The organism is Bacillus sp. RIT 809 (assembly GCF_016892495.1).
GTDB classification, from domain to species: Bacteria; Bacillota; Bacilli; order Bacillales; family Bacillaceae_G; genus Bacillus_A; species Bacillus_A cereus_U.
The window spans coordinates 195,186-214,984 of record NZ_JAFEMR010000003.1; the positions used below are offsets into that span (position 1 = coordinate 195,186).

Here is a 19,799-nt window from a genome sequence, read left to right on the forward strand (position 1 = left end):
TTACTTCCAGCTCCTTCCTCGACATTCCGAAATGTGATCAAATCCTAATTCATCTAGTAATGCTGGTAATTCTTCAATAATTGTCGGACATACGAACGGATCGATAAAGTTCGCCGTTCCAACTGCAACCGCGCTTGCGCCAGCATAGAAGAATTCAATTACATCTTCCGCTGTTTCAATACCACCCATTCCGATAATCGGAATGTTAACCGCTTGACTTACTTCATGTACCATACGAATTGCTACTGGCTTAATCGCAGGCCCTGATAGTCCGCCCGTACGGTTTGCTAAAATTGGTTTTGCAGTTTTTAAATCTAGACGCATACCAAGCAATGTATTAATCATCGTTAAACCGTCCGCACCCGCATTTTCAATTGCTTTTGCAATTTCCACAATGTTTGCCACGTTCGGTGACAATTTCACATATACCGGTACTTCAGAAACCTCTTTTACTCGCTTCGTTAAATCAGCAGCAATTTCAGGATTTGTACCAAAAGCGATACCACCCGTTTTTACGTTTGGACAAGAAATATTTAATTCTAGCGCATGAACATTAGGTGCCTTTGAAATTGCCTTCGCAACCGCTACGTAATCCTCAGCTTGTGAACCCGCAACGTTTGCAATAATCGGAAGATCAAATTGCTCGAGAAAAGGTAATTCAGAATTCATTACCTTTTCTAATCCAGGATTTTGAAGCCCGATTGCATTTAGCATTCCGCCTGGTGTTTCAGCAACACGAGGCGTTGGGTTTCCATAACGAGGTTGTTCTGTTGTCGCTTTAATCATAATTGATCCAAGTACACTTAAATCATAGAACTGTGCATACTCACGACCAAATCCGAAGCAACCAGATGCTGGGATGATTGGATTTTTTAATGATAACCCTGGTAATTCAACTTGCAATCTGTTCATAGTACAACCTCCCCGATTGGAAATACTGGTCCGTCGCTACACACCTTCTTGTAAGAATGTCCACTCGGATCTGCTTGTAAATGGCATACACATGCGAAACATGCTCCGATGCCACAGCCCATACGTTCTTCTAATGAAATGTAGGCTTTTCTCTCCTTATAGCGTCCTTCTAATGCACGAAGCATCGCTAAAGGTCCACATGAGTAGAGAATGTCAAAGTCAATTCCATAGCTATCAATTACATCTGTTACAAACCCTTTTGTACCATGTGTACCATCAACTGTTGCAACATACGTATCACCAAGCTCTGCGAATTTCTCTTCATAGAAGACAACATCTTTCGTTTGGAAACCTAAGATGTGAATAACGCGTACTCCTTTTGCTACAAGACGCTGTGACAATTCATATAGTGGTGGTACACCAATCCCCCCACCAACTAATAGAGCCGTTTGTCCAGATTGCGCTTCTTCTACAGGAAATCCATGACCAAGTGGTCCTAACACATCTACAAGTTCACCTTGTTTTCTTTTCGCTAATGTTTTTGTTCCTTGTCCTTCCGCACGATATAGCATTGTAAATTCGTTCTTGTCTTGATCAACATTACAAATACTAATTGGGCGGCGCAGAAGGGGCGTAATGCCCTCTGCTACCTTAATGTGTACAAACTGCCCTGGATCCTTCATTTGCTGCACTAGATCCCCTTGAAGCACTAATTCGTAAATGTTTTTTGCGATTTCTTTTTGGTTAACGACGATCATATTTTGCTTTTGCATCATGCATGTACCACCTCGTGACGCTTCGTTTGCGTAATTTCTTTCATTGAATGAGCTGAGAATGTCATAGATTCTAATACTCTCAAGATTGCTCTCGTTGTATCAAGTGATGTTAAGCAAGCCACACCATTTTCTACTGATTCACGGCGAATGCGGAAACCATCACGCGCTGGTTGTTTTCCTTTTGTTAATGTATTGATTACAAACTGCGCTTTCCCTTGACGGATAATATCAAGTAAGTTGTAGTCTTCAGAATCAATTTTGTTTACAACTTGCACCGGAATGTTTTGTTCTGTTAGGGATTGTGCTGTTCCTGCTGTTGCTAATAAGTTATAGCCGATTTCATGGAAGCGTTTTGCAATTTCCAGCGCTTCTTCTTTATCTTTATCCGCTACAGTGATAATTACTGATCCGTGCGTTGGAATGTTAATTCCTGAAGCAACAAGTCCTTTATATAATGCTTTTTCAAGCGTTAAATCTTTACCCATTACTTCCCCTGTTGATTTCATTTCAGGCCCTAATGTTGTATCAACTGAGCGTAGTTTCGCAAATGAGAATACCGGTGCTTTTACATACACTTCCTTCTCTTCTGGGTGATAGCCAGTTCCATATCCTTGTTCTACAAGGTTTTGACCTAAAATAACTTTCGTTGCGATATTTGCCATCGGTACGCCTGTAATTTTACTTAAGAATGGTACTGTACGGCTCGCACGTGGATTTACTTCAATTACATACACTTCATCTTTGAATACTACAAACTGAATGTTTAGTAATCCAACAATGTTTAAACCTTTTCCAAGCGCAATTGTATGTTCAATAATTTGTTCTTTTAGTTTTTCAGATAAGCTCTGTGGTGGATATACTCCAATTGAATCCCCAGAGTGAACTCCAGCGCGTTCGATATGTTCCATAATACCTGGAATGAATACATTCTCACCGTCTGAAATTGCATCTACTTCAATTTCTTTACCAACCATATAACGGTCGATTAATACTGGGTGATCTGCGTGAACTTTAACCGCATTTTTCATGTAGTGCAGTAATTCTTCTTGACGATATACGATTTCCATCGCACGTCCACCTAGTACGTAAGATGGTCTTACTAATACTGGGTAACCAATTTTGTCAGCGATCGCTACTGCTTGCTCTACAGTCGTTGCTGTTTTACCAACTGGTTGCGGGATACCAAGCTTTGTTAAAGCTGCTTCAAACTTATCACGATCTTCTGCACGGTCTAAATCTTCAAGTGATGTTCCTAAGATTTTCACACCGTGTGCTTCTAATTTAGCTGCTAAGTTAATTGCCGTTTGTCCACCGAATTGGACGATAACACCTTCTGGCTTTTCTAAATCGATAATGTGCATTACATCTTCGATTGTTAATGGTTCAAAGTATAATTTGTCAGAAATACTGAAGTCTGTTGAAACTGTTTCAGGGTTGTTATTAACAATGATTGCCTCATATCCAGCTTCTTTTATTGCCCATACAGAGTGAACTGTTGCATAATCAAACTCAACACCTTGACCAATACGGATTGGACCAGATCCTAGTACAACTACACTCTTACGATCTGTTACAATCGATTCATTCTCGTCACCATATGTGCTGTAGTAGTATGGTGTTGCAGATTCAAACTCTGCCGCACAAGTATCTACCATCTTATAAACAGGAGTCATATTGCTTTCTTTACGCATATCGTAAATTTCACGCTCTGTTTTGTTCCAAGCATTGGCGATGTAATGGTCACTGAAGCCCATTTCTTTCGCAGATTGTAACACTTCCATATTTCCTACATTCGCTTTTACTTCGCGTTCCATGTTTACGATATTTTCAACTTTTTGTAAGAAGAAGAAGTCCATTTCACACCATTCGTTGATTTCTTCTTTCGTTACACCTTGACGGATCGCTTCTGCTACAACGAACAGACGCTCGTCATCAGCTTTTATAATACGCTTTTTCATCGTTTCTTTATCAAGCTCTTTTAAGTGGTCTAACTCTAGGTGATAAACGCCAAGCTCTAAAGAACGGATCGCTTTTAATAATGATTGTTCTAAGTTACGTCCGATTGACATAACTTCACCAGTTGCCTTCATTTGTGTACCAAGTGTTCTGTTTGCTGATTCAAACTTATCAAATGGCCAACGTGGAATTTTTGAAACAACATAGTCTAATGCTGGCTCGAAGCAAGCGTATGTTTTTTGTGTTACTGGGTTTACAATTTCATCTAATGTTAAACCGACTGCAATTTTCGCCGCTAGCTTCGCAATTGGATATCCAGTTGCTTTAGATGCTAGTGCAGACGAACGACTCACACGCGGGTTTACTTCGATTACATAGTATTGGAAGCTATGTGGATCAAGTGCAAGCTGAACGTTACATCCACCTTCAATTCCTAATGCGCGAATAATTCGTAATGAAGTGTTTCGTAACATTTGATACTCACGGTCACTTAATGTTTGGCTCGGTGCTACAACGATAGAATCACCTGTGTGAACCCCAACCGGATCGATATTTTCCATGTTACATACTACAATCGCGTTATCATTCGAATCACGCATTACTTCATATTCAATTTCCTTACAACCAGCAATACTCTTTTCTAATAAACATTGTGTTACTGGACTATGTTTTAATCCACCTGATACGATTTCAATTAGTTCCTCTTCATTATTACAGATTCCGCCACCTGTTCCCCCCATTGTAAATGCTGGGCGAACAATAACTGGATAACCAATTTCTTTTACAAATTCATGTGCTTCTTCCAGCGTATGAATAATAGTACTAGATGGAATTGGTTCATTTAATTCCTGCATTAATGTACGGAATAAGTCACGATCCTCGGCTTGCTCGATTGCTGATAATTTTGTTCCTAAAATTTCAACTCCGCACTCTTCAAGTATGCCTGATTTCGCAAGTTCAACAGCCATATTCAGGCCTGTTTGACCACCTAATGTTGGTAGGAGTGCATCTGGACGTTCTTTACGAATAATACGGCTTACGAATTCTAGTGTTAATGGTTCTATATATACTTTATCTGCTGTTGCAGTATCTGTCATAATTGTTGCTGGGTTAGAGTTAACAAGGATTACTTTGTAACCTTCTTCTCTAAGAGATTGACAAGCTTGTGTACCAGAGTAATCAAACTCTGCTGCTTGCCCAATTACAATTGGTCCTGATCCGATTACTAAAATTGTGTTAATGTCTAGGCGTTTTGGCATAACTCTTCCCCTTCTTTCTTGAAGTTTTCAATCATTGCTAAGAAATCTTCGAATAAATCATTTGCATCTTCTGGTCCTGCAGAAGCTTCTGGATGGTATTGCACTGTAAATGCTGGGAATTTCGTATGACGAAGACCTTCTACTGTTCCATCATTTAAAGCAACATGTGTAATTTCAAGTTCTGTATTTCCAACTGATTCCTCTTCTACTGCGTAACCATGGTTTTGAGATGTAATTGCTACTTTTCCAGTTGCAAGATTTTTTACTGGATGATTTAAACCACGGTGACCGAATTTTAACTTACTTGTATTCGCACCAGATGCTAGCGCGAACAATTGATGTCCTAGGCAAATCCCGAATAAAGGAACTTTACCAATAATGTCTTTTAACATTTCAATTGCTTCTGGTACATCTTTTGGGTCCCCAGGTCCATTACTTAACATAATTCCATCTGGGCTAAGACGTAAAATTTCTTCTGCTGTTGTATTGTAAGGTACAACAATTACATCACAGTCACGCTTATTTAATTCTCGTAAAATACCATGTTTCATTCCGAAGTCTACAAGTACAACGCGATGACCACGGCCTGGACTTGGGTATGGGTCTTTTGTTGATACGCGTTTCACATGATCTGTAAAGACAGTTGCTTTCAATTGGCTAACGATGTCCTCTACATCCACATCCATATTGCAAAGACGTCCGCGTAAAGTTCCATATTCACGAATTTTTCTTGTTAATTTTCTCGTATCAATTCCTGCTAATCCTGGGATATTTCTTTCTTTCAAGTAATCATTTAACGAAATTTCATTACGGAAATTTGATGGGTGATCACAAATTTCGTTTACGATTAAACCATTTACAGATGGGTGAATTGATTCAAAATCATCACGGTTAATGCCGTAGTTTCCGATTAATGGATACGTAAATGTTACGATTTGACCGCAGTATGATGGATCAGATAAAGTTTCTTGATATCCAGTCATCCCAGTTGTAAATACAACCTCACCTGACTTTTCGATTTCTCCTCCGAAACCTTTTCCAATTAATACCGTTCCATCTTCTAAGATAAGTTGTCTTTTCATACTAATGCACTCTCCTTTTGCCATGCGATCTTACCACCAACGATTGTCATAACCGGCCAACCTTGGCATTTCCAACCTGCGAATGGTGTATTTTTTCCTTTTGATAAGAATGTTGTTGGATCAATTTCTTCTTCTTGTTCTAAATCGATAATTGTAATATCCGCTGTTCTACCTTCTGTTAGGCGCCCTGCTTCTAAACCGAATGTGTCAGCTGGTTTTTCTGTTAAGAATTGAATTAGTTGCTCTAATGTAATGATTTCTTTTTTCACAAGGTTCGTATATAAAAGCGGGAATGCTGTTTCAAAACCAGTAATTCCGAACGGCGCTCTTTCAATCCCTTGCGCTTTCTCTTCTGCAGTATGCGGTGCATGGTCAGTTGCGATCATATCAATTGTTCCATCTAATAGTCCTTCAATTAACGCTGCATGATCTTCTTTTCCTCGAAGCGGTGGATTCATTTTAAAGTTAGGATCAGCCGATGGGATATCATCTTCACATAATACTAAGTGATGCGGTGTTACTTCTGCTGTCACCTTAATTCCAGCACGTTTCGCGTCACGGATTACACGTACAGATCCTTTTGTACTTACGTGACATACGTGATAGTGACAATTTGCAGCTTCCGCAAGTAAGATGTCCCGGGCAATATGTACGGATTCACATACTGATGGGATACCGTTTAATCCGTGTTTCTCAGAAAACTTCCCTTCATGTACACATCCTTTATTAATAAGTGTGTTCTCTTCACAGTGTGCAACAACTGCCATATTTAATTTCGCTGCACGCTTCATTGCAGCTAACATCATGCTTGCATCTTGCACACCTACGCCATCATCAGTGAAAGCAAACGCTCCAAGTTCTTTTAATGTTTCAAACTCAGTCATTTCAGAACCTGCTTGACGTACTGTAATGGCTCCATATGGTAATACATTTACATGTGCTTTTTCTTTAATACGCTTTTGCAGGTCTTCCATATGTTCTTTACAATCTGGTACTGGGCGTGTGTTTGGCATTGCGCAAATTGTAGTAAATCCACCTTTTGCTGCTGCAAGTGTTCCTGTTTCAATTGTTTCTTTATGTTCACCACCTGGTTCACGAAGATGAACGTGTACATCTACTAATCCAGGTGCGATTAACTTTCCATTTACATCGATTACTTCAGCATTATCTGCCGTAATATTTTCTGCTACCTTCGCAATTTTACCGTCTTGTACGAGAAGATCTGTTGCTACAATTTTTCCTTCTTCATTCATATAACGACCGTTTTTAAACAAATAATTCATGTTTCATTCCTCCTAATACATTTGGTAATGCGCGTTTTAGTACAGCCATTCTTACGTAGACCCCGTTTTCCATTTGCTTAAATATGCGTGAGCGTTCACACTCGACAAGTTCACTCGCAATTTCAACATCACGGTTTACAGGGGCTGGATGCATAATAATGCTTCCTTCTTTCATACGTTTTTCTCTTTCAACTGTTAACCCATGTTGATCGTGATACTCTTTCATAATGTCTGTTTCATAATGATCATGACGCTCATGTTGTACACGAAGTAACATCATCACATCCACTTCTGGAACAAGTTCATCTAAACTCTTGTACGTTCCAAATGTGTTCTCTTCATCTTTCCACTCTTCTGGGCTTGCAAAGTAAATTGTCGCGCCCAGTTTCGTTAATGCTTCTGCATTAGAACGTGCTACTCGGCTATGACGAACATCCCCAACTATTGCAATCTTCAAACCTTCAAATCTTCCAAACTCTTGTTTAATTGTTAGAAGATCGAGTAGACATTGCGTTGGATGATTTCCACATCCATCTCCAGCGTTCAAGATTGGGATATTCACCTGATTTTTTAATTCATCGAAGTAACGATCTTGCTCATGGCGGATGACTACCGCTTTTGTTCCGATTGATTCTAGTGTTCTTATCGTATCGTATAAAGTTTCTCCTTTTTGTACGCTAGATGCATCTGCGGAAAAGTCTAATACTTCAAGTCCTAATCTCTTCTCAGCAACTTCAAAGCTAAATCTCGTCCTCGTACTATTCTCAAAGAACAAGTTCGCAACAAATGTTTGCTCTGTCGTTTTGCTCTCTTTTCCATTCGCGAAATCTTCTGCGTCTTTTAGGATTTCTGAAATTTCTTGTTCCGATAATTCACTCATCGTTAACAAATGGCTCATCGTCATCCCTCATCTTTCTGTTTTTTATGATAACACCATTGAATTTTTATAACAATAACTGTATAAAAATACCCTAGCCTTTTGAGACTAGGGTGCGTTAAAGTAGCCACCCTTTTCTATCTCACAGGACTGAATTAAAAGGTTATTTTTATGAAGCAATCTGCTTAGATTGTTTTGTTTTGTTTGTTTGTTTTGTCTCTGGTAGTAGTAGATTTAATAGTACACCTACAATTGCTGCTAGTGCCATTCCTTCTACTTGGAACGATTCACCTACGTGTAGTACCGCCCCGCCAATACCGATTACTAGTATAACTGATGCAATCATTAAGTTTCGTTTGTCGCCTAAGTCTGTTTTATCGTCTACCATCATACGTAAACCACTTGATGCGATTACACCGAAGAGTAGGATTGATACACCACCCATAACCGGTGTTGGAATCGAATGAATCAGTGCTGAAATCTTCCCGATAAATCCAAACATGATTGCGAACACTGCTGAACCGATGAATAAGTATACACTGTATGCTCTCGTAATTGCTAGCACACCGATGTTTTCACCGTACGTTGTATTCGGTGGTCCTCCTATTAGTGATGCGATCAATGTTGCTACCCCATCACCGAAGATTGAACGATGTAAACCTGGTTTTTCAATTAAATCTCTTTTAATAACATTTCCAAGTACAATTTGATGTCCGATATGTTCTGAAATTGTTACAAGTGCAACTGGTACCATTAAGAGTACAATTTTCCAGGAAAACTCCGGAGTATATGTTACAAACGGTACTGTGAAGTCTGGTATGACAAACCATTTCGCCTCAGCTACTGGCTTTAAATCTACTAGCCCTTGGAAGTAAGCGAATATATACCCACCGATGATTCCAAGTAGCACTGGTATGATACTGAAAAACCCTCTCCCGAATATGGAGCAAATGATTGTAATTGCTAATGTTACTAATGCTACTGAAAAGTGTGTAATGCTATACTTACCATCAGCACCGTTCATCGCCATGTTCACTGCTGTATGCGCTAAAGATAGACCGATTACCATTACGACTGGTCCAACTACGATTGGAGGAAGTAATTTCATAATCCACTCTGACCCAGATTTCTTAATTCCGAGTGAGATTAAGATGTACACAAGTCCCGCAAGCATTCCTCCAAGCATTGCTGCTCCAGGTCCACCTGCTGTTTTTGCCGTAATAATTGGTGCAATAAAGGCAAATGATGATCCTAAATATGCTGGTACTTGACCTTTCGTTATTAGAAGAAACGCTAGCGTTCCTAATCCACTTGATATTAAAGCTACTGATGGATTCAGTCCTGTTAAAAACGGAACAAGCACTGTTGATCCAAACATCGCGAACAAATGTTGTATACTTAATAATAACCATTTTCCCGGTTTCGGTACTTCATGAATGTCTAACACTGGCTTTTGCTCCATTGTTACATCCTCCTTCAGTTTTAATTTTTGCAATAAAAAAACTCTTTGTGCCTGTGCACAAAGAGTCCTACACTTTCGTATGCCAAATTTGACACATGAAAGCCAAGACCCTTTGGCAGCCTCACAGGACTACATTTAAAAGGGCTTTACTTATCGTATATGCTTACTCGATCTTGTTGATCTGTCTCTTGCAAATCAACTTCGATACGCTCTTCACTAGATGTTGGAATGTTCTTTCCTACATAATCAGCGCGAATTGGTAATTCTCGATGACCTCTATCAACAAGAACAGCCAATTGGATTTGTGATGGTCTACCTAAATCCATAAGAGCATCCATTGCTGCTCGAACTGTTCTTCCTGTATATAACACATCATCCACAAGGATAACTTTTTTCTTCGTAATATCTACAGGAATATCAGAACCTTTTACAAGTGGTTCTTTATGTTTCGATTGTAGTGTTAAATCATCACGATATAACGTAATATCTAACTCTCCTACTTCCATCTCTTTTCCTTCAATTTGACCAATTCGTTCTGCCAAACGTTGTGCAATAAAAATTCCACGTGTTTTTATTCCGACAAGAACACAATTATCGACACCTTTATTTCGTTCCACGATTTCATGACTAATTCGTGTTAAAGCGCGGCGAATCATTTGGTCATCTAAAACGACAGCTTTCTCTTGCATGCTCTACACCTCCAAGTTTTTTCTTGCGTGAGAGTAATGGTATAAAAAAAGTCCTCTCAGCGTGTGCGAGAGGACTTTTGAAAAAAGGGTACAGCATACCCTAAGTATTTCAAACCGTTACCTTCTCAACCTCACGGGGCTGTGTTAAAGGATCATTATTTAACTGTTGTCAGTATCTCAGTTTTCTTATGATTTGTCAATACTATTTCCGTAAAATATTTAGCGCTTCTTCAAACACTTCTGGAATCGGTGCCTCAAACTCAATATATTCATCCGTACGAGGGTGATCGAAACCTAAAATCCCTGCATGAAGTGCTTGTCCATTCATGTCTAATGTTTTCTTCGGACCATACTTTGGATCCCCTGCAAGTGGATAACCAATATATTTCATATGAACACGAATTTGATGTGTACGTCCCGTTTCTAAACGACATTCTACAAGTGTGAAATCCTTAAATCGCTCTAACACTTGGAAATGTGTAACTGCATTCTTACCATTTTCATCAACGGTCATACTTTGACGTTCTTTTTTATCACGACCAATTGGAGCATCAATTGTTCCTTTATCATGTGGAATTACACCATGTACAATCGCTTTATAACGTCTCGTTACCGTTTTGGCTACAAGTTGATTTACAAGTGATTCGTGCGCCATATCATTTTTAGCAACCATTAATAATCCAGATGTATCCTTATCAATACGGTGTACTATACCAGGACGCATTACACCGTTAATACCTGATAGGTCTGTACAATGATGCATAAGTCCGTTTACAAGCGTACCCTTCGTATGCCCTGGTGCTGGATGTACTACCATGCCACGCGGCTTATTTACAACTAGTACATCGGCATCTTCATAATAAACTTCTAAATTCATATCTTCCGGTTGAATATCTAACTCTTCTGGCTCGGGAATTGTTACTGTAATTTCATCATTTCCCTTTACTTTATAATTCCCTTTAACTGATTTCCCATTTACTGTCACAACAGCATCTTTAATCCATTGCTGCACTTGTGAACGTGACCATTCACTGTTTATTTCTGCAACGAATTTATCAATTCGCTCGCCTTTTTGTTCTTCTGCAACTGTTACTTGTACTACTTCACTCATTCAATTACTCCTTCGTTTTCTTTCCTTCTAATACTGTTTGAATAATAATTAATACAACTCCAATACATAATGCTGAGTCAGCTATATTGAATACTGGATAGTTGTACGAGAAAATATACACGTGAATGAAATCCACTACTTCTTGTCTAAATACACGATCAATAAAATTGCCAATTGCTCCGCCTAAAATTAGGCCTAATGAAATACCTAGAAGCTTGTCCGTTTTCGCATATTTTTTCATATAAAATACGATAAATGCTACGAAAATGACTGTAATAATGTAGAAAAACCACATTTTATTTTCTAAAATACCCCAGGCAGCTCCTCTATTTCGATGTGATGTTATGTATAATACATTATCGATAATCGGAATGCTCGTACCCAATTCCATGTTCTTTACAATTAGCCATTTCGATATTTGATCGATGGCAATGACAAATAACGCTATTACATAATATATCATTTTCATTTCCCCCATAAAGACAGTGTACCTCAAAATTTTAGCATAGCTGCTGCCTTTTCACAATGAACCTTTATAGAAGAATAAAATAAATTAAAAAAAGGTAACATAATATCGTTGTGCGTATTCATACATTTACCTTTTCATAGAAAAATTCATGAATAGTACGAGCAGTCGGCATTGTTTTCATTTGTTTTGTAGAAATCGCTCTTCCAGTTTCTTCACAAATACCGTACATATCTATTTCCATTTTAAACAATGCACGTTCTACATCTTTTAAATCCTCTTTTATATCATGTAATAGCAATTTTTTCTTTGTCTCTTCCTTTATTTCGTATCCAAGTTCTTGCCCAAATTCCATATAGTATGTGTGCATTACTTCTTTCGCCAGTCTATCTTGCAACTCTTTTCTCATCAATTGCAATTCTTCTTTTATTTCCATATAAATTTCATTCACGTGTACATTCCTCCCAGCTGCAATGTACAATTAGTGTGTCCGAAATTTCCACGCTTACCTCACACACATTTTTCCTTCATAGGAAAGAGAGTGAAAGTTATTTCGATATATCATCAACAAAAAACTGACTACTCTTATGAGCAGTCAGTTTTTTCATTATTTTACGTAGTTTTCTTTAACAACTGTTGCACAGCGCTCACACAATGTTTCATGTTCCGCATCTTTGCCAATTGTTTCTGAAACAACCCAACAACGTTCACATGTGTCACCCGTTGCCTGAGCTACAACAACCGCTGTATGCTCATACTTAGGCGCATCTGCTGGCGCTTCTTCTATCATACCACCAAGTTTATACTCAGAAACGATAAATAGTTGCTTTAAGTCTTCACTAATAGACTCTAACATAGCTTTCATTTCTGCAGTCGGATATAGTGTAATACTTGCATTTAATGACTTACCAATTACTTTTTCATTACGAGCGACTTCTAACGCTTTTAATACGTCATCACGTAACGTCATAAATGCATCCCATTTTGTTTTTAACGCTTCAGCACCATCTACTTCTACAACTTCTGGCATATTAGTTAACTGTACGCTCTCTTCTTCTGCACCAGGAACATAAGGCCATACTTCATCAGCTGTATGAGGTAAGATTGGTGTTACAAGTTTTGTTAATGCAACAAGAACATCATATAATACTGTTTGAATTGCGCGGCGATCTTGGTGATTTGCACCTTCAATATATAAAATGTCTTTCGCAAAGTCTAAATAGAATGAACTTAAATCAATTGTACAGAAGTTATGGATTGCATGATATACTGCTGCAAAGTCATATGCTTCATAGGCTTCTTTCACTTTTGTAATTAAGTCATTTAATTTTACTAACATGTAACGGTCCACTTCACGAAGCTCAGCTGCCGCCACTTTATTTTCACCTGGATTAAAGTCATCTAAGTTTCCTAATAAGAAACGGAATGTATTACGGATTTTACGATATACTTCTGCTACTTGTTTTAAAATATCATCTGAAATACGTACATCAGATTGATAGTCAACAGAAGAAACCCATAAGCGTAAAATATCTCCGCCTAATTGATCCATAATTTTCTTCGGTACGACGATGTTTCCAATCGACTTACTCATTTTACGTCCGTCACCATCTAGTACGAAACCGTGGCTTAGAACACCTTTATACGGTGCTTTACCTGTTACAGCAACTGCTGTTGATAATGAAGAGTTAAACCAACCACGATATTGGTCAGATCCTTCTAAATATAAATCTGCTGGACGTTGTAAATCATCACGCTCTTCTAATACCGCTTGGTGAGAAGAACCTGAATCAAACCATACATCCATAATGTCTGTTTCTTTACGGAATTCACCATTTGGGCTACCTGGATGTGTAAATCCTTCTGGTAATAGATCTTTCGCTTCACGCTCGAACCATACGTTAGAACCGTGTTCACGGAATAAATCTGCTACATTGCTAATTGTTTCATCTGTAATAATTGGGTCTCCATTTTCCGCATAAAATACTGGAATTGGTACACCCCATGCACGTTGACGAGAAATACACCAATCACCACGGTCACGAACCATATTATGAAGACGAGTCTCACCCCATGCTGGCACCCATTTCGTTTCTTCAACAGCTTGTAATAATTCTTTACGGAACGCTTCAATAGATGCAAACCACTGTGCTGTTGCACGGAAAATAATTGGTTTTTTCGTTCTCCAATCATGTGGGTATGAATGCGTAATAAATGTTAATTTTAGTAACGCGCCTACCTCTTCTAATTTTTCCGTAATTGGTTTATTAGCTTTATCATAGAATAGACCTTCAAATCCAGGTGCTTCATTTGTTAACACACCTTTGTCATCAACTGGACAAAGAACTTCTAAACCATATTTCTTACCAACAAGGAAATCGTCTTCCCCGTGTCCTGGTGCTGTATGAACACAACCTGTACCAGCATCTGTTGTAACGTGCTCCCCTAGCATAACTAATGAGTCACGATCGTAGAATGGGTGTTTTGCAACTGTATACTCAAGTTCGCTACCTTTTACCGTTTTCACAACTTCAGCATTTTCCCATTCTAACGTTTTTTCAACTGTCTCAAATAGTTCAGAAGCAATAATATATTTCTCATCATTTACGTTCACAATAGCATATTCAAGTTCTGGATGAACAGAAATACCTAAGTTAGCAGGTAACGTCCAAGGTGTTGTTGTCCAAATAATGAACTTCTCATCACCTTCTAATACGTTCTTTCCGTCTTTTACAGGGAATGCTACGTAAATAGATGCTGATTTTTTATCTTGGTATTCAATTTCAGCTTCTGCTAAAGCTGATTCACTCGTTGGAGACCAGTAAACTGGTTTCTGTCCTTTATAGATATAACCTTTTTTCGCCATGTCACCAAACACTTTAATTTGTTGTGCTTCATAAGCTGGCTCTAAAGTAATATATGGATTATCCCAATCTGCACGTACACCTAAACGCTTAAATTGTTCACGTTGACGTTCTACTTGCTCATATGCATACTCTGCGCATAATTTACGGAACTCAGCAACTGTCATTTCTTTACGCTTTACACCTTTATTCGTTAAAGCTTGTTCAATTGGTAAACCGTGCGTATCCCAACCTGGCACATATGGTGCACAGTATCCTGTCATTGATTTAAAACGAACAATAAAGTCTTTTAACACTTTATTTAGTGCGTGTCCCATATGGATGTCACCATTTGCATATGGAGGTCCATCATGTAGTACAAATAAAGGACGACCTTTTGTATGTTCTTGTACCTTTTCATAAATATTCATTTCAGCCCATGTTTCTTGCATTGCAGGCTCACGTTTCGGCAAATTCCCACGCATCGGGAATTCTGTTTTTGGCATTAGTAATGTATTTTTGTACTCCATGCTCAATTCCTCCTTAAATATATAAACGACAGACCTTAAAAAAGGGAATAAAAAAGAGACCTCTCATCCCAAAAAGGGACGAGAAAGTCTCCCGCGGTACCACCCTAGTAGACCATATACAAATGCATAAGGTCCTCTTTATATTCTTAACGCGAATATACGCCTACGCTTACTAAATTTGTTCAGCGCGGAACTCCAGGGTGATATTCCCATTATCTCCTTATCCTGAGCTTACACTATCCTCAGTTCGCTATATAAGGTATGAAAAAGGTACTTATCCCTATCTTCGTTTTTCTTAATAAATATGCTGTTTAAAATTATATGTAATAATGAGAAAAACGTCAAGCTTACACTGTTTCTTCTTTTTTCAACAGTTCGTCCACTTCGTCTTCTAACTCAATTAATTTGTCCCAATCATCGTTGCTTAACATTTCAAGCTGTGTTTCTAACAACATACGGAAACGAGTGCGGAATACTTTCGCTTGTTTCTTTAACTCTTCAATATCAAATGCAACTTTTCTTGATTTCACTAATGCTTCATTAATGATACGATCTGCATTTTTTTCTGCTTCACGTACAATTAATTTTGCTTCTTTTTGTGCATTACGTTTCACTTCTTCAGCAGCTTCTTGTGCGACAATGATAGATTTGTTAAGCGTATCTTCAATATTAGAAAAATGATCTAACTTTCCTTCTAATTGTGCAACCTTTTCTTCTAAAGCTTTTTTCTCACGAATGACTAATTCATAATCTTTGATGATTTGATCAAGAAATTCATTTACTTGATCTTCATCGTAGCCACGGAATCCGCGACCAAATTCTTTGTTATGAATATCTAATGGTGTTAACGGCACAACGCCACCTCCAAGTAGTTATCTAAATTTCCTCTTTCAATTATATCTTTTCTTCGACAAAATAAGAGAATTTCCTTCTAAAAAACCAATCATTTTAGTATACCATACAAAACTCTCCATTTGTCGCGCTTCGTTTTACCTTCTACAGAAAATAATTTACTTCGTCCATACCCTCTAACCGAGAAAACATCACCCGGAAAACATTCATACGAAGTTTGCTCTACTGTTTTCCAATTGACTTTTACTAGGCCACCTTTTATAAGAGGCTGTACTTTCTGCCTAGATATATGCAGCATTTCAGCTAATAAAACATCTAGACGAAGTGACGAAACTGTTCCAGATTTTTCTCCCCACTTTTCACCTACACGCAAAACTTTCTCTACTTGTATAGGAGAGAGTGTGACTTTCATTTTCCCTATTGATTGTAAGTTCATTTCAATATAGGATACAACTTCTTTCGCAACTGCAATTTGGGCACGATCTTCTTGAAGCAAAATATCACCACATTTTTCCCTTGTTAAACCAAGTGACATGAATGCACCTAATATTTGCCTATGTTCTAGCGTGAAAAACTTGGAAGGATAGTCAATTTCTAATACTTCTACTTGAAATTCCTCTTCATTTAATTCTAGATAATCTGGATAAATTAGTGCTCTTTTTCGTTCGGCTTCAGGCATCGCACCATCAAACCGTACAGCTACATCTCCTTGCCCTATTACCATAGAAACAATTTGTTGCTGTCTTGGATCAAGAAAATCTGTTAACTTGACTTGATGGTACTCAGCAGCCTGTTTCCACTCTATTACTTTATCCACAAAGACCTCTTCATCAGGTCTAAAATGCTCGTAGATGCTCATGTATGTAGCCTTTCGCTAAACAAAATAAAAAAACAAACTTGTCAATCCTCTACTAGCGAGATTCAATGTGAAAATCGCAACAAGTGGAGAAATATCAATCATACCAAGCGGTGGAATAAATTTCCTAAAAGGCTCTAAATAAGGTTCGCAAATGCGTGCAAGAAAATCACCAAATTTTGATTCTCTTGCACCTGGGAACCAAGACAAAAGAATATAAATGATAAGCGCATAGGAATAAATTTGAATAGCAGACTGCAATACTTGTACAACTGTTGTCATGGCGTATTACCACCTCTTTATATTTGTCTCTTCTTCTTCACCGAATAACTCTGAAATCGCACCAACGATATCAACATTTTCAGGTGTACACATAAATGTTTTCGGGCCTATTTTTTGAATATCCCCGCCTATAGCGTATACAGTACCACTTAAAAAGTCAACGATACGTACAGCTTGATCTGTAGACATTCTTTGCAAATTAATTACAACAGCTCGTCTACCTTTTAAGTGATCCGAAATGCCTTGCGCTTCCGAATATGTGCGTGGTTCTAGTAAAACAACTTTTGAAGATTGCTTCGCTGTTTCAATACTCACTACATTTTGCTTCGGTTGCACTTTCGCAAACGGAACATCTTGTTGTTCTGGGGGATCTTGTTGCTTTTTCATGTCTGTTTGCTCCTTTTCATAACTATATTGAGCTGCTTCTTTTTCTTCCGGTGTGTCAAAAAAGAAGTATTTTACTTTTGACCAACTCATAATAACTTTCTCCTTCCTCTTACGCTTTTCCTACTAAAACCGTTCCCAAACGAATATATGTAGCGCCTTCCTCAATTGCAATCGTGTAATCATTTGACATTCCCATTGATAATTCTTTACATGGTGCATGTAATAATTCTAGCTCCTGCACCTCTGTTTGTAGCATGCGCAATTCCTTAAAGCAGCGACGAATTTCTTCCTCTTCTCCTGTAAACGGAGCCATTGTCATTAATCCTACCACTTCAATCTTATCCAATTCTTGCAAACTTTGAATAAAAGAAATTGTTTCTTCTATCGCCAATCCTTGCTTTGATTCTTCAGATGATGTTTTCACTTGAATAAAGCATTTAACTTTCTTATCAGCACGTTTTTGAATTTCTTGTGCAAGTGAGAGACGATCTAATGAATGTAAATAATCAATCTCATTAATGATTTCTTTTACTTTTCTCGTTTGTAATGAGCCAATAAAATGCCAATTCACTTTTGAACCGAAATGCTCGTATTTTTGTAAGAAACCTTCATTTCTATTTTCACCTAAGTCAATAATTCCTGCTTCAATTACTTCGCTTGTTTTTTCAATTCCTACAGTTTTTGTAACTGCAACGAGCTTAATATCTTTCGTCGAACGTCCAGCTCGTGCACAAGATTCTTTAATTGCTTCGTTTACATCTGCTAAATTCCCTTGCACTGTCACTTGCTTCACTCCTCCTTAAAACCTATGAAACTCAACATTCTCCCCGTCTTACCTTGATCACGACGATGAGAGAAAAATAATTGTTCTTCACAGCTTGTACAAAGAGATGACATTACAATATGTTCTTCTTTTATGCCTGCTTGTACACATAATATACGATTAACTTCTTTTAAATTAATTGCATACTGACCATCAGAAATTACTTTATAGGGAACAGATCCGTTTACTACTTGCTGTGCTGCTGTTAATACACGATCATCAACAACATAACAACATGATCCGATTGCAGGACCAATTGCGACATGAATTTCATCACTTGAAACACCTTCTGCATTCCACTTTTGAATCATTTCTTTCGCAATCTCTGTTACAGTCCCTTTCCACCCAGCATGCGCAAGTCCTATCATATCATGTGATGGTGCATAAAAATAGAGCGGAACACAATCAGCGTAACAAGATGTTAAGAGAACATCTTTGTTAGTCGTATAAATGCCATCCGTTTTTGGAATACCGTCTTCATATGAATAAACGCCTTTCCCTTTTTCTTGCAGTCCTACTTTCTCAACATGATGGTCATGAACTTGTTCAGAGCAAATCCATTTTTCTAATGGTTTTTGTAACTTATTCGCTAAAATGCGTCTGTTTTCATGAACATTCTCCACGATATCATTCACATGTAATCCTAAATTCATCGCATGAAAGGAGCCTGTACTTACTCCACCATCTTTTGTCGTAAATCCAACAGTAATGTTTCCAAGTTCTTTCCACGCTTGTAAATACAGTATACCGTCCACATATTTAAATGGTTCTCTCATAAAGCGGCTCCTTTTAATTAAAATAACAGAAAAAAGCATGGTACTTCCTGTCTATTTTACCATACTTTTATTTTTTCATAATGACAACTGAAAAAAAAGGGGAATTTGTAATATTCTTTATGAAATTGTCGGTGTTTGTATTGATTCTGTTACAGAATTAATATTATCTACTCTGACAAGTATGACATCTTCCCCAATTTTCATAATTTGCTCCCAAGGAATCACAAATTCTACTTCCTTTCCAAAGATTCCTAGCATACGTGTCTGCTTGGAAATAATAACTGTCCTAATCTTACCTGTGTCTATATCAAAATCAATATCTCCAATATTTCCAAGCCTTTTTCCATCTAAAATATTTACAACATCCTTCATTTGAAACTCCGAAATTCGTATCATATTCATCCTCTCCCTTATATCATGAATCATAAGTACGCTCTCAAATAAAGTGAAGCCTTAATCAGTGGGATTTTTCCCATCCCTACTGATTATTAGCCCATGCTAATCGGACTTTTTCGGGTAGCTCCGCTTCCATCTAACTTCTTACTTCAGCCGAATTTTGAAGCGGGTAAACAGTATA

Annotated in this window: 19 protein-coding genes and 1 other annotated feature; all 19 genes read right to left on the bottom strand. The window is 38.0% G+C overall.

Annotated features, from left to right (window positions below):
• On the bottom strand, positions 1-912 hold the full coding sequence (gene pyrD / locus JTF23_RS05270) for a dihydroorotate oxidase B catalytic subunit (protein WP_016106019.1): 912 nt from the start codon (positions 910-912) through the stop codon (positions 1-3).
• A complete protein-coding gene (gene pyrK / locus JTF23_RS05275) occupies positions 909-1,688 on the bottom strand; it encodes a dihydroorotate oxidase B electron transfer subunit (protein WP_002160712.1) in 780 nt (259 codons plus the stop codon). The genes pyrD and pyrK overlap by 4 nt, the downstream gene beginning before the upstream one ends.
• The gene (gene carB / locus JTF23_RS05280) at positions 1,685-4,903 is read right to left on the bottom strand and encodes a carbamoyl-phosphate synthase large subunit (RefSeq protein ID WP_002146052.1); all 3,219 of its coding nucleotides are present in this window, start codon (positions 4,901-4,903) and stop codon (positions 1,685-1,687) included. The genes pyrK and carB overlap by 4 nt, the downstream gene beginning before the upstream one ends.
• On the bottom strand, positions 4,888-5,985 hold the full coding sequence (locus JTF23_RS05285) for a carbamoyl phosphate synthase small subunit (RefSeq protein WP_016106020.1): 1,098 nt from the start codon (positions 5,983-5,985) through the stop codon (positions 4,888-4,890). Before JTF23_RS05285 ends, carB begins: the two co-directional genes overlap by 16 nt.
• Positions 5,982-7,268: a dihydroorotase gene (pyrC, locus tag JTF23_RS05290; RefSeq protein ID WP_204208245.1), complete on the bottom strand. Its 1,287-nt coding sequence runs from the start codon at positions 7,266-7,268 to the stop codon at positions 5,982-5,984. Before pyrC ends, JTF23_RS05285 begins: the two co-directional genes overlap by 4 nt.
• The gene (gene pyrB, locus JTF23_RS05295; protein WP_204208246.1) at positions 7,252-8,166 is read right to left on the bottom strand and encodes an aspartate carbamoyltransferase catalytic subunit; all 915 of its coding nucleotides are present in this window, start codon (positions 8,164-8,166) and stop codon (positions 7,252-7,254) included. The genes pyrC and pyrB overlap by 17 nt, the downstream gene beginning before the upstream one ends.
• A 148-nt stretch (positions 8,167-8,314) precedes the next feature.
• The gene (gene uraA / locus JTF23_RS05300) at positions 8,315-9,607 is read right to left on the bottom strand and encodes a uracil permease (protein ID WP_002111419.1); all 1,293 of its coding nucleotides are present in this window, start codon (positions 9,605-9,607) and stop codon (positions 8,315-8,317) included.
• Between the two features lie 146 nt (positions 9,608-9,753).
• Positions 9,754-10,296, bottom strand: coding sequence for a bifunctional pyrimidine operon transcriptional regulator/uracil phosphoribosyltransferase (gene pyrR / locus JTF23_RS05305; protein WP_001156489.1), 543 nt, complete (start codon positions 10,294-10,296; stop codon positions 9,754-9,756).
• A 202-nt stretch (positions 10,297-10,498) separates the two neighbouring features.
• On the bottom strand, positions 10,499-11,407 hold the full coding sequence (locus tag JTF23_RS05310; protein ID WP_078172917.1) for an RluA family pseudouridine synthase: 909 nt from the start codon (positions 11,405-11,407) through the stop codon (positions 10,499-10,501).
• Positions 11,408-11,411: 4 nt separating this feature from the next.
• Positions 11,412-11,870 carry a lipoprotein signal peptidase LspA gene (gene lspA / locus JTF23_RS05315; protein ID WP_002088246.1) on the bottom strand — a complete coding sequence of 153 codons (459 nt, stop codon included), beginning with the start codon at positions 11,868-11,870 and terminating at the stop codon, positions 11,412-11,414.
• Between the two features lie 124 nt (positions 11,871-11,994).
• The gene (locus JTF23_RS05320; RefSeq protein ID WP_002014715.1) at positions 11,995-12,324 is read right to left on the bottom strand and encodes a TraR/DksA C4-type zinc finger protein; all 330 of its coding nucleotides are present in this window, start codon (positions 12,322-12,324) and stop codon (positions 11,995-11,997) included.
• Between the two features lie 156 nt (positions 12,325-12,480).
• On the bottom strand, positions 12,481-15,246 hold the full coding sequence (gene ileS2, locus JTF23_RS05325) for an isoleucine--tRNA ligase (RefSeq protein ID WP_204208247.1): 2,766 nt from the start codon (positions 15,244-15,246) through the stop codon (positions 12,481-12,483).
• Positions 15,247-15,317: 71 nt separating this feature from the next.
• Positions 15,318-15,542 (bottom strand) — a binding site (T-box leader).
• A 51-nt stretch (positions 15,543-15,593) separates the two neighbouring features.
• Positions 15,594-16,100: a septum site-determining protein DivIVA gene (gene divIVA / locus JTF23_RS05330; RefSeq protein ID WP_002088249.1), complete on the bottom strand. Its 507-nt coding sequence runs from the start codon at positions 16,098-16,100 to the stop codon at positions 15,594-15,596.
• Between the two features lie 89 nt (positions 16,101-16,189).
• Positions 16,190-16,957, bottom strand: coding sequence for a YlmH family RNA-binding protein (locus JTF23_RS05335; RefSeq protein WP_002111424.1), 768 nt, complete (start codon positions 16,955-16,957; stop codon positions 16,190-16,192).
• 15 nt (positions 16,958-16,972) lie between these two features.
• Positions 16,973-17,236 (bottom strand): YggT family protein, encoded by a 264-nt coding sequence (locus tag JTF23_RS05340; RefSeq protein ID WP_002111425.1) that lies wholly within the window; start codon positions 17,234-17,236, stop codon positions 16,973-16,975.
• A 6-nt stretch (positions 17,237-17,242) separates the two neighbouring features.
• Positions 17,243-17,713: a cell division protein SepF gene (locus tag JTF23_RS05345; protein WP_002014721.1), complete on the bottom strand. Its 471-nt coding sequence runs from the start codon at positions 17,711-17,713 to the stop codon at positions 17,243-17,245.
• A 19-nt stretch (positions 17,714-17,732) separates the two neighbouring features.
• Positions 17,733-18,407: a YggS family pyridoxal phosphate-dependent enzyme gene (locus tag JTF23_RS05350; protein ID WP_016106024.1), complete on the bottom strand. Its 675-nt coding sequence runs from the start codon at positions 18,405-18,407 to the stop codon at positions 17,733-17,735.
• A 5-nt stretch (positions 18,408-18,412) separates the two neighbouring features.
• A complete protein-coding gene (gene pgeF, locus JTF23_RS05355; protein ID WP_002111428.1) occupies positions 18,413-19,222 on the bottom strand; it encodes a peptidoglycan editing factor PgeF in 810 nt (269 codons plus the stop codon).
• Positions 19,223-19,339: 117 nt separating this feature from the next.
• The gene (locus JTF23_RS05360; RefSeq protein WP_204208248.1) at positions 19,340-19,618 is read right to left on the bottom strand and encodes a YlmC/YmxH family sporulation protein; all 279 of its coding nucleotides are present in this window, start codon (positions 19,616-19,618) and stop codon (positions 19,340-19,342) included.
• Between the last annotated feature and the right edge of the window lie 181 nt (positions 19,619-19,799).

Coding starts and splice junctions, on each gene's coding strand:
- pyrD (WP_016106019.1), bottom strand. CDS start 912: ATGAACAGATTGCAAGTTGAATTACCAGGGTTATCATTAAAAAATCCA.
- pyrK (WP_002160712.1), bottom strand. CDS start 1,688: ATGATGCAAAAGCAAAATATGATCGTCGTTAACCAAAAAGAAATCGCA.
- carB (WP_002146052.1), bottom strand. CDS start 4,903: ATGCCAAAACGCCTAGACATTAACACAATTTTAGTAATCGGATCAGGA.
- JTF23_RS05285 (WP_016106020.1), bottom strand. CDS start 5,985: ATGAAAAGACAACTTATCTTAGAAGATGGAACGGTATTAATTGGAAAA.
- pyrC (WP_204208245.1), bottom strand. CDS start 7,268: ATGAATTATTTGTTTAAAAACGGTCGTTATATGAATGAAGAAGGAAAA.
- pyrB (WP_204208246.1), bottom strand. CDS start 8,166: ATGAGCCATTTGTTAACGATGAGTGAATTATCGGAACAAGAAATTTCA.
- uraA (WP_002111419.1), bottom strand. CDS start 9,607: ATGGAGCAAAAGCCAGTGTTAGACATTCATGAAGTACCGAAACCGGGA.
- pyrR (WP_001156489.1), bottom strand. CDS start 10,296: ATGCAAGAGAAAGCTGTCGTTTTAGATGACCAAATGATTCGCCGCGCT.
- JTF23_RS05310 (WP_078172917.1), bottom strand. CDS start 11,407: ATGAGTGAAGTAGTACAAGTAACAGTTGCAGAAGAACAAAAAGGCGAG.
- lspA (WP_002088246.1), bottom strand. CDS start 11,870: ATGATATATTATGTAATAGCGTTATTTGTCATTGCCATCGATCAAATA.
- ileS2 (WP_204208247.1), bottom strand. CDS start 15,246: ATGGAGTACAAAAATACATTACTAATGCCAAAAACAGAATTCCCGATG.
- JTF23_RS05335 (WP_002111424.1), bottom strand. CDS start 16,957: ATGAGCATCTACGAGCATTTTAGACCTGATGAAGAGGTCTTTGTGGAT.
- JTF23_RS05340 (WP_002111425.1), bottom strand. CDS start 17,236: ATGACAACAGTTGTACAAGTATTGCAGTCTGCTATTCAAATTTATTCC.
- JTF23_RS05345 (WP_002014721.1), bottom strand. CDS start 17,713: ATGAGTTGGTCAAAAGTAAAATACTTCTTTTTTGACACACCGGAAGAA.
- pgeF (WP_002111428.1), bottom strand. CDS start 19,222: ATGAGAGAACCATTTAAATATGTGGACGGTATACTGTATTTACAAGCG.
- JTF23_RS05360 (WP_204208248.1), bottom strand. CDS start 19,618: ATGATACGAATTTCGGAGTTTCAAATGAAGGATGTTGTAAATATTTTA.